Genomic DNA, 9,318 nt, shown 5'->3' with positions numbered 1-9,318 from the left:
CCTATCTATATATTTTCTCTGGCAAAACGTTTGATGAACAGCCACGCTGTGAGCAGTAAAGCAAGTAACCATCCTGTTACCGTAATGATTTCATAATACTTGAACGTCGTAAAAACTCCGCTTTCCATCCACCATTTCTTCACGCTCATCACGAGAATAAAAGGAGAGAAGTGCGTGTATAGAAGCATCGTGCTGTCCTTAGGAATGAGGCTCGGAATATAAAGACCTGCTAAAAAGACAACACCAAAAAGAGTGAAAACGATGTAACTGTTGCGTATCATCATGGAGAGACAAAACGTAATCAGCACAAATAGTATTTGGCAGATTACAACTAAACTACATGACATTAATAGATATTGGATAAACGTGACGTTCCACCAGCTAATAAGAGGTATATTATTTAATTCGATTAAGAACCCTGTACTAATCGGTACGTTCCAAAGACCAGAATAGTCAAACACTATAAAATAAACGGACAGTGTCATAGCGAGAAGAGTGACCGTTAAAAGTGTTGATGTGAAGATCGACACAAGAAGTTTATCCCACATTAATCTTCTGCCGCGTTTTGTTGCATAAGCGACTAAGTATGTTTTATGTTCAAATTCATAGTTCACGATAAAAGCAGTAAACAAAACGATCAAGATCATCGCTTGAAAAAGCATAAACCCAAATAACGTTTTAAAAAGAAAAGAATGTGTACCAAACATCTTTCCATGAAAGAATAGGTGAAGATGTTCTCTGTTTTGGATAAGCTCTTCTACACGTGGTTTTAAAGCTTTGTATTGAGCACGAACTTTTTCAGCTGCAGCACCTCCCAAGCCGAAAAGGCGGATGCCTTCTTCTGCATTTTCCATGACGTTTAAAGTGCTGTACTTCGTCTCAATCTCTTTTATGGAGTTCACATACGTTTCTTTTATTGCGAGTTTATTGATGTCTTGCAGTTCTTCTTTTGAGTAGATTTTTGATTCAATCAAACTATAGTAGAGCTCTGGTTTATAAAAGTCCACTGCGGTTTGATAGGTGTCTCCAGTTTTTCTCTGTGAGAGCTCATTCCAAGTATGCAAATCTTGTTCATAAGACGTCTGTAGCTTTTTACGTCCCTCTTCATCCATTAGCGTTCCAGTTTCTTTTACGATTGGCTGAAGTGATTTCATATCATTTCGAATGGATGATTGCTCATAAATGAGAAAGCAGTTAAACAAAAGAAAGAGTACGAACAATCCTAGAATAATAGGGGACGAAATAATTTTTTTAAATTCAAGCTGTTTAATCATCGGATAGTACTCCATCTTGATAGATATACAAAAAGACATCTTCTAAGTTCGGATGAACAGGTTTCCAATGCGGTTTAGCTGTATCTTCAGTTAAGAAACGCATGTGCATGTTTCCGTGTTCTTGTTTTTCAGACAAAGTAAGGTAAGTCGTCCGAAATTGTTCTGTTTGTTCATAACTCACTTCCGTCTCGTAAACGAGGCCATCAATTTTGCGGCAGATGTTAGAGACGGTATCTTTGAATAACACTTCTTGGTTTTTGATCATGATGATCTCGTTTGCAATTGACTCTACATCAGACACGATATGCGTTGATAAAATAACAATACGATCACGCGCCAGGTTCGTGAGCAGGTTACGAAAACGAACTCGTTCTTTAGGGTCTAAGCCAGCTGTTGGCTCATCTAGAATCAGAATCTTTGGGTCATTCAACATGGCCTGAGCGATTCCAACACGCTGAATCATCCCACCAGAAAACTTCTTCATCTTTTTATTTGCCACATGATCGAGTGCTACGGTTTTAAGCAGTTCTTCAACTCGAGCAATCGCTGTTTTTCGGTGGATTCCTTTTAACGCAGCAAGGTAAAGCAGATAAGATGTAGGCGAATAATTTTTGTAATAACCAAACTCCTGCGGAAGATAACCGATTATCTCGCGGTATCTTTCATCCATCTTAATAATATCTTCTCCTTCATAACGAATGTTTCCGCTTGTCGGAAACAAGAGGGTCGTGAGCATCTTAATCAGTGTTGTCTTGCCCGCTCCATTCGGTGCCAACAATCCATACACACCGTTATGAAACTCGAGGTTAATATTTTTTAGTGCATGAAACTGACCGAAATTCTTTGTAACGTCTTCAACGATTAACATTTATAAAACTCCTTCTGCACCTCGAAATGAGATTAGTTTTTTTAACGTTTTTACATAGAGCACGATGCTGATGATGAGTGTGATGCCATATACATAAGCCGGTACATGAGTTAGGAACATACTGTACATGTTCTGACTCAAGAACGCCGGGAGAACATTCACGATCAGCCAGGTTGTCATCATCACATACGTAGCGTACGATCCTTTTGCATGGCGTAAGACGTACAGGTAAAGAACCGAAAATATACTTAACGAGCTGCAAGATAACAGCAATGCATCTAGAATTTCTATCGATTGAAACAGGAACGATAGTACGATGATCAACGCAATATTTATAACCATCGTAAGCAGACTAAAAATTAACATGCGAAAAGCGGCTAGCTGGAAAACATGGTACTTACAGGTCATCTCTACTGAAAAGGTGTCTTTCATTAAAGCGCGCACTAAGAATAGAGAGGATAGGGCAAAGAAACAAATTGGAGACAGCGTAAAGATGAACGAATACAAATCTTGCGTGTCTATGGATGATTTTAGTGAAAATATGCCGTACAGCATTAAAGCTAGCGCTAAACAGATCGTGAACAGAATTTCAGTGGCATCTCGAAATAAATAGCGAAAGCCAAGCTGTTGATACATCTCAAGAAGATAAGCTAGAAACGATTTTGGTTTTGTTAAACCAACAGAAACGATGTATGATAATTGGTTTTGTCTTTCGGAATCTGTTGGATACTCGATGTTAAACTTTTGCTTCTCCATTTATTCAGCCTCCATTCGCTGCTTCAATTTTTTTATTGCAGCATAATACTTTGTTTTGATAGATGACTCCGGCATATCAAGAGAACTAGCGATTTCAATGAACGTTTGCTCGCCAAACAATTTAAGTCGCAGAATCTGCTGATCAATGATAGGGAACGTGTTTATAAGTCGTGCCGCCTTTTCGATGTCTTCTCTCCATTCCAATTGCAGCGTGAAATCTGAAGGTGTAGCCACATCAACACCTTCCATCGAGTCATTTGAACGATCATATGTATAGTTTTTAGATCTGAAATAATCTACAAGTTTGTAAGTTGCGATTCGGTATAGCCACGTTTTGAAAGATGCTTTTTTCTCGTCAAACTGTTGAATAGATTGAAGCATGCTAATAAAGATATCTTGTGTTAGATCGAGTGATAGTTCTTTGTTCAACGTTTGTTTATAAACATAGGCATAGATTGATTGATAGTAATGAGAGATTAGCTCATTCGCTGCATGTTGATCGCCTCTTTTTTGAACAGAGCTGATCCATCTTTTTTGCTTCATCATGATTTTCTCTTCACTTCCAGACTAAAAAGGTTGTCTTGCTCATATATTCGTAAAGGAAAGATAAATAGTTTTACTTTTTATAAAAATATTTCCATTTTCATTATAGAATCATTTATGAGGTTAAAGGAGAATTATATAGTAATAGCAAATAATAGAAGATTGAAAGAAGGATAGCTTTGTTAACATAGCCATTTTTTAATAGAAAGCTAGGTGAAGATATGTTTAATTTTGATTTAGATTACTTGGTGTACTTTGCAGTGGTCGTATTATTGTTCTTTGTCGGAGTGGCGCTTGCAGCTGTGAAGTCAAAAACAGCTTATGATGAGGAGGGGGAAGAGAAAATGTTCAGACATTTGTATATATATTTGGTGTTGTTTACGACGCTTTTGCTAACGATTGGAGGAAGTATTAGCGTATTTATGAGCGTGGCCGATATTGTGAGTCCAAACACGTATCAAGCTAGTTTTGCAGAATACAAGCTCGGTTTAGCGGAAACAGTATTTGATGAAAACGGAAATCCGGTGCCTAGTAAGAAGACGGATGAAGAGATGCGGAAAGACTACGAGATGATGATTGAAAACGAAAAGTTGCAGGAGAAAAGGAATGCGATGAATAAAATTGTAAAAAGCTCGGGGTTTATACTCATTCCACTTCCGGTCTTTTTATATTTCAAGCGTCAGTTGCGTAAAAAAGAAGCTTAATAGCAGAAGAAAACGAGCGAAGTGTACCGCTCGTTTTTTTGTGCTTATTAAATTCTATTATTGCTCAACAATTTCCTTGAGCTTGCTCTGCCATTTGTCGTCGTCCAAAATGATCTGAAACGAGATGCGGCGGTTTTTTTGTAAGGCGTCAGAAGAGTTGCCTTCTGCAATCGGCTTATATTCGCTATATCCGGTTGCGGCCAAGTATTGCGCGTACTCCTTTTTAGCGAGTTTCGGATTTGCTTTTCCAAGATAATCAACGACCGCGACCGCGCGCTGAGTGGAGAGGGACCAGTTGTCGTACGGAACGGAATCAGTATGACCTTCGATCAGAATGATATACAGATACTGACTCATGTCTTTTTCCTCAATGATCGCGGCGAGAGCGTCAGCGAGCGGGTCGAGCACTTGCTTTCCTTTTGCTGATATATCGGCACTTCCGGTATCAAAAAGGATGTTTCCTTCTACAGAGATCGTGTTGTTAGGTCCACGGATGATCTTATCTTTTCCAACGTTTTCTTCAAGCTGTTTTTGAATCAAGTCAGAGATGTGTTTTTTTACCTCTGCCACCTGACCAAGTTCGCGTTTGATCTGTGCCTGGTCGTACGCGTTATAGATGCTCTGCACATAGGCAAGGATCGCGATAAAGACCATAACGAGCACCATCATCGCCATCATATCGGTAAAACTTGGCCAGAAGATTTCTTGCGTTTCTTGGCTGTCGTCGTTGTAGTAAGATTTACGCGCCTTCATACCGATCACCGTCTCCTAAAATTTTGCGGCGAGACTTCTGGCATGCGTTCATCTTCGACGTATTCAGTTGCGCGAGAACTGCGTGTTTCATAGATCACTTGGTTGGATGATTGGTTCATGGCAGCTTGGTAAATGCGCTGCATGAGGTGATACATGTCAGAGAGCGTACGATTGTTGTCGGTGATGCTTCGCGTTAAGCCGTGGTGCAGGTTTTCGAGCGTTCGTGCGAGCTCGCGCATATCATCATCGCGGCTGTTTTGATTTTGTGAGTTGTTTAGGGCAGAAGCGAGCTGACGACTCTGACTGTCCATGATATTGCGAACCTGATCTGTAAAATCTCGTTTGATATGTTCGACCGCAGCGTAAAATCCTTTTTCGAGCTGGCCAACGCTTGAAGCGAAGTCAGCAGCTGCCCGACCGTATTCACCTTGTTTTTCAGCATAGCGGTAATGCCATTCGTCTTGTTTTTGAGCGAGACGATTTTCGAGCGCATCATGCTGATTTTGGTAGTGCTGCAGCTGTTCTTGCATGCCGCGAAGCATTGATTGCGCATGTTCTTCAGACCGACGCTGTGCTTCTTGCAGCATTTTATCAGAGCGTTGGATGAGTTGTTCAAACTTTTGCTGACCTTGTGTGTGACGGTCGTTGCTCGTTTTGAGCTGTTGCTCGAAAGAAGAGATGTTTTTAGCAAGTGCGTTAATACTCGTATCGACTGTTTTTTGGATGGTTCCGAGTTCTTTTGTTGTCTCGTTGAACCTCTGGCCGAACTGATCAAGCTGTGTAGCGGATGCACCGAACTTCTCTGCGTGCTCGCGCTGTGCTTCAAAAATTCCGTTCACGTCTTCCATCGCTTTTTGAAGACCGGCTGTAAAATTAACCATCTGTGATGCGAACTCACCGAGCGTTTTATCGAATGATGATTCGACGCGCGAAGCTAGGCGATCGAGAAGGCGCTCAACCGAATCTTGTGGCTTGTCGTTGATCAGGTCGCTGTTGATGTTGTGATCCAGATATACTTCACAATCGGCTAAAAGTTTGTTCTGCATATAAGAAAGTGATGTTCCTTGCGAGAAAAAGCCTGATTGAATGGAATTGAGCAGCAGTGCGGCGCCAATCCCGGCAATACTCGTATAAAAGGCAACACTCATCCCTTCAAACGGTGCGGTGAGGGAGGAGATGATCGAATTCAGCGTAAGGTTAGAATCAGCAGGCTGCGTACCGAGCGTCATGAGCGTATCTTGCATCGATAAAAGAGAGAGCGTAAGTCCGACGAACGTTCCAAGTACGCCAAGAATAATCGTGAAGGACGGCAACTGGTTGAGCAGCTTTTGGATATTGCCGACGGGTACCCGCAAGACGCCTAGCAGCGGAATGCGTTCGTTGTATAGATGTTTTTCAATCAGTGCTTGCGTGTTGAGCTGCGGAACTCCTGCTAGATGAAACTGTTTGTAATCCGCTGTAACGCGTTGCAGCCAATGGGAATATGGCTGCTGCTCTTTATTGGTTTCAAGCTGCTGAAGTTCTTTGTTCCATTTGCGAAAGTGATAGGCGGTTTGTGTATGACCCACAATCCCCATAAACACGAGAAACCCAATGACCCCGACAACGATTATAGTAAGTTGATCCATCATGCCACCCCTTAGATGTCTTGTCTGACTGTCCTATATTGATAGATATGTCCTACTGTCGGGAAATATTTAAGGAAATGGGGTCTGACCCCAAACAAATACAAAAACCCCTGAAATGTCCATTTAAGATGGACATTTCAGGGGAGAACTTTTTGGGGTTAATTGTTTTCATAGTAGACAAATTAATTTCAAAGACAAGTGTACCCTTAATCCCTCTTGTAATTTTCCAAGCGGTCGTTGTAAAACGCAGCGTACGAAGTGCTCATGTATGGAGCGAGCCAAAAGAAACCGATGCCGAGTGATAAGATACAAAGAATTCCCCAGCCTAGAAAGCTTAGCTGTAAAACGAAAAACTTCCACTTATAACCGTCCATCAGCTTGCGGCTTTTCTTAATCGCTGCGTTGATGCCGATGTCTGGATGATCTTTTAAAACAAAGTATATTTGGGAATAACTGAACGCTTTTATGATTCCGGGAATGAGAAGAAGAAGAGACCACAAAATTAAGTACACCATCATCACGAGATAAGTGCCCAGTATTTTGATATACGCACTGATTTCAGAGAACGCTTGAAATAGGCTCGAAACGGTGATTTTTTCACCCGTACGAATCACTGATAAAAAAGTCCACAGGTATCCAATATATAATGGCAGTAAGACGAGTGTGATGATGAACGTGCTGAATGTCGGTCCGTTAAGTTCGTCGGCAGGTTGATTCAACCAAGCGCTCCAACCACCACTCAAATTCACTTCAATAATGAGTGGGATGAGGTAAAAGATGCTCGAGAACAACAACGTAAAAAATGCGGCAGTGCCCCATTGTCCTTTAAGCTGAAGACGAGCTTGCTGTTTAATTTCTTTATTTTTCATGATGAAGTATCACCTTTCTAAAGTTGTCCTATCCTTATACTACGGTTTAAAAGGCGGAAAGATGCGTTTTCATGAAAATTAATAGTAGACTAGTGGAAAGAGGATGTTAGAGGAGGTCTATAGAGTGAAAAGTAATGAAGAAATAACACCGGATGTGCTTCTTTTTGATGGAGTATGTAATCTTTGTAATGGAAGCGTGCAATTTATCCTGAAACATGAAGAAAGTGAGAAGTTAAAGTTCTCAGCCATCCAGTCAGAAGCCGGACAAAAATTGTTATCGCAGCACAATATAGATCCCGAACAAACAAACTCTGTTATTTTAGTTAGTGACGGAGTGGTGTATACAGAATCAGATGCCGTAGCAAAAGTTTCAGAGTTTCTGAAATTCCCATATAACCTGGGAAGGTATATGATAGTTGCACCACGGGGAATTCGCAATGCTATCTATAAAAAGGTAGCCAATAATCGTTATAAATGGTTCGGGCAAAAAGAGAGTTGTATGATTCCCACACCTGAACTTCGAAATAGATTTCTGCAATAGTTTTCACGACCAAATTTCATAAGACTGCAAATCACACAATAGGATAGAATAAATGCCTAAAAAGGGGAACTGCACGATGGGACAAAAAGTTCTGTTCTTTGGTGATGCTGGAATCGACGATACGATTGCACTAGCTTATGCTTTTTTTAGCGATGAAATAGATATTGTTGGAGTTGTAGCGGACTATGGCAACGTTTCGAGAGAACAAACGGTATCGAATGTAAAATTTATTGCTAAAACATTTAACTTTCCGGAAAATGTTAGGGTGATTGGCGGAGCAGAAGTTCCGATGACAGGGGAAAAACCCATTTTCTATCCAGACGTGCATGGTGTGTACGGACTAGGTCCGATAGATCCTGGTATATCTGAAGGATTCATTGAAAACTTTTTTGAAATCGTAAATTTGATCGAACAGTACCAAGATGAACTCATCATCGTGAATGCTGGCAGGCTGACCTCTTTGGCTACTATGTTTATTTTGTTTCAATCACTGATGAAAAAAGTAAAAGCTTACTATATCATGGGCGGAGCGTTCTGGGTGCCAGGAAATGTAACACCAGTGTCAGAAGCAAATTTTTATGGAGATCCGATCGCGGTCAGAATCGTGTTAACGTATGCCAAAAACGTGACGATCATCCCGTTGAATGTTACCGATCGGGCCGTTGTCACTCCTGAAATGGTGAATTATATCGATTACAAAGGTAAAATGCCCATTCTAAAACCGATGCTCGACTTTTATTACAACTTTTACAAAAGCAGAAACCCAGAAATACTCGGAAGTCCTGTTCACGATGCGATTACATTGATGGCGTGCATAAGAGAAGATATGTTCACATATAAGTCGCTTCCGGTACATATTGTGCTCCAAGACGGCAATACGGCAAGAGGACAGAGCATTGCCGATGTTCGGCCGTATGCGCAGTTTGCGGACGAAGAAAAAAGACATCGAATCGCGTTTGATTTTGATTATAGTTATTTTTTCAGAGATTTTATGAGCATCATGACGGGAGAAACGTTTTCGTAGCGTTTCAATATAGAAAATCGAACCGTTAGAGCACCTGTTTTATAGAAAGATGTTTTTAAAAAATTTCGTCATAATAAAAAACCGGACGTCCCACATAACAATTGGACACCGGTTTAAATTTTAATAGTAGTTTATGAGATTAAGCACAATTTTTAATTTGATCTAGTTTGTTTAGTTTTTCGTCTAGAATCTGGCTCAGTTGAACAAGAAGCGGATCTGCAAGACTATTAACCTTTTTACTTACCTCATACATGGTCGTGCGAATGGCGTCTATCTCTGTAGTTAAGACAAGAGCATTGCTTCGGCTCATGGTCCATTCCCCCTCTAATATAATAACCACTTCTGCACCATTAATATC

11 protein-coding genes are annotated in these 9,318 nt (G+C 40.7%); 3 read left to right on the top strand and 8 right to left on the bottom strand.

The genetic code is table 11. The annotated features are described in order from the left end of the window. Positions 1-5 precede the first annotated feature (5 nt). The 4 genes from ACOZ9X_RS17180 to ACOZ9X_RS17165 are packed head-to-tail and all read right to left on the bottom strand — an operon-like array spanning position 6 to position 3,444. Positions 6-1,274, bottom strand: a complete 1,269-nt coding sequence (locus tag ACOZ9X_RS17180) for a hypothetical protein (protein ID WP_423419270.1) — start codon at positions 1,272-1,274, stop codon at positions 6-8. Beyond that, the gene (locus ACOZ9X_RS17175) at positions 1,267-2,142 is read right to left on the bottom strand and encodes an ABC transporter ATP-binding protein (protein WP_423419269.1); all 876 of its coding nucleotides are present in this window, start codon (positions 2,140-2,142) and stop codon (positions 1,267-1,269) included. Before ACOZ9X_RS17175 ends, ACOZ9X_RS17180 begins: the two co-directional genes overlap by 8 nt. Then, positions 2,143-2,898, bottom strand: a complete 756-nt coding sequence (locus ACOZ9X_RS17170) for a hypothetical protein (protein WP_423419268.1) — start codon at positions 2,896-2,898, stop codon at positions 2,143-2,145. Further along, the gene (locus tag ACOZ9X_RS17165; protein WP_423419267.1) at positions 2,899-3,444 is read right to left on the bottom strand and encodes an RNA polymerase sigma factor; all 546 of its coding nucleotides are present in this window, start codon (positions 3,442-3,444) and stop codon (positions 2,899-2,901) included. Between the two features lie 218 nt (positions 3,445-3,662). Here ACOZ9X_RS17165 and ACOZ9X_RS17160 point away from each other — a divergent pair, with 218 nt between their 5' ends. After that, positions 3,663-4,145, top strand: coding sequence for a hypothetical protein (locus tag ACOZ9X_RS17160; protein ID WP_423419266.1), 483 nt, complete (start codon positions 3,663-3,665; stop codon positions 4,143-4,145). Positions 4,146-4,202: 57 nt separating this feature from the next. On the opposite strand, the gene ACOZ9X_RS17155 is transcribed toward ACOZ9X_RS17160, so the two are convergent. The 3 genes from ACOZ9X_RS17155 to ACOZ9X_RS17145 all read right to left on the bottom strand — a co-directional run bounded on the left by ACOZ9X_RS17155 (position 4,203) and on the right by ACOZ9X_RS17145 (position 7,395). Next, on the bottom strand, positions 4,203-4,898 hold the full coding sequence (locus ACOZ9X_RS17155) for an OmpA/MotB family protein (RefSeq protein ID WP_423419265.1): 696 nt from the start codon (positions 4,896-4,898) through the stop codon (positions 4,203-4,205). Positions 4,899-4,903: 5 nt separating this feature from the next. Beyond that, on the bottom strand, positions 4,904-6,529 hold the full coding sequence (locus ACOZ9X_RS17150; RefSeq protein WP_423419264.1) for a hypothetical protein: 1,626 nt from the start codon (positions 6,527-6,529) through the stop codon (positions 4,904-4,906). Positions 6,530-6,732: 203 nt separating this feature from the next. Continuing rightward, the gene (locus ACOZ9X_RS17145; protein ID WP_423419263.1) at positions 6,733-7,395 is read right to left on the bottom strand and encodes a DUF975 family protein; all 663 of its coding nucleotides are present in this window, start codon (positions 7,393-7,395) and stop codon (positions 6,733-6,735) included. Between the two features lie 124 nt (positions 7,396-7,519). Between ACOZ9X_RS17145 and ACOZ9X_RS17140 the strand changes: the two genes are divergently transcribed. Together ACOZ9X_RS17140 and ACOZ9X_RS17135 are read left to right on the top strand one after the other, a co-directional pair. Continuing rightward, positions 7,520-7,936, top strand: a complete 417-nt coding sequence (locus tag ACOZ9X_RS17140) for a thiol-disulfide oxidoreductase DCC family protein (RefSeq protein ID WP_423419262.1) — start codon at positions 7,520-7,522, stop codon at positions 7,934-7,936. 76 nt (positions 7,937-8,012) lie between these two features. Then, positions 8,013-8,960: a nucleoside hydrolase gene (locus tag ACOZ9X_RS17135; protein ID WP_423419261.1), complete on the top strand. Its 948-nt coding sequence runs from the start codon at positions 8,013-8,015 to the stop codon at positions 8,958-8,960. A 139-nt stretch (positions 8,961-9,099) separates the two neighbouring features. Here the strand turns inward: ACOZ9X_RS17135 and ACOZ9X_RS17130 are convergent, their stop codons facing one another. Then, the gene (locus ACOZ9X_RS17130) at positions 9,100-9,270 is read right to left on the bottom strand and encodes an aspartyl-phosphate phosphatase Spo0E family protein (RefSeq protein ID WP_082861519.1); all 171 of its coding nucleotides are present in this window, start codon (positions 9,268-9,270) and stop codon (positions 9,100-9,102) included. Between the last annotated feature and the right edge of the window lie 48 nt (positions 9,271-9,318).

Origin of the sequence: Fictibacillus nanhaiensis (assembly GCF_049537595.1) — a bacterium.
Lineage (GTDB): Bacteria > Bacillota > Bacilli > Bacillales > Fictibacillaceae > Fictibacillus > Fictibacillus nanhaiensis_F.
The sequence above is the reverse complement of the archived record's forward strand: the minus strand, read 5'-3'. Positions and strand labels throughout refer to the sequence as shown.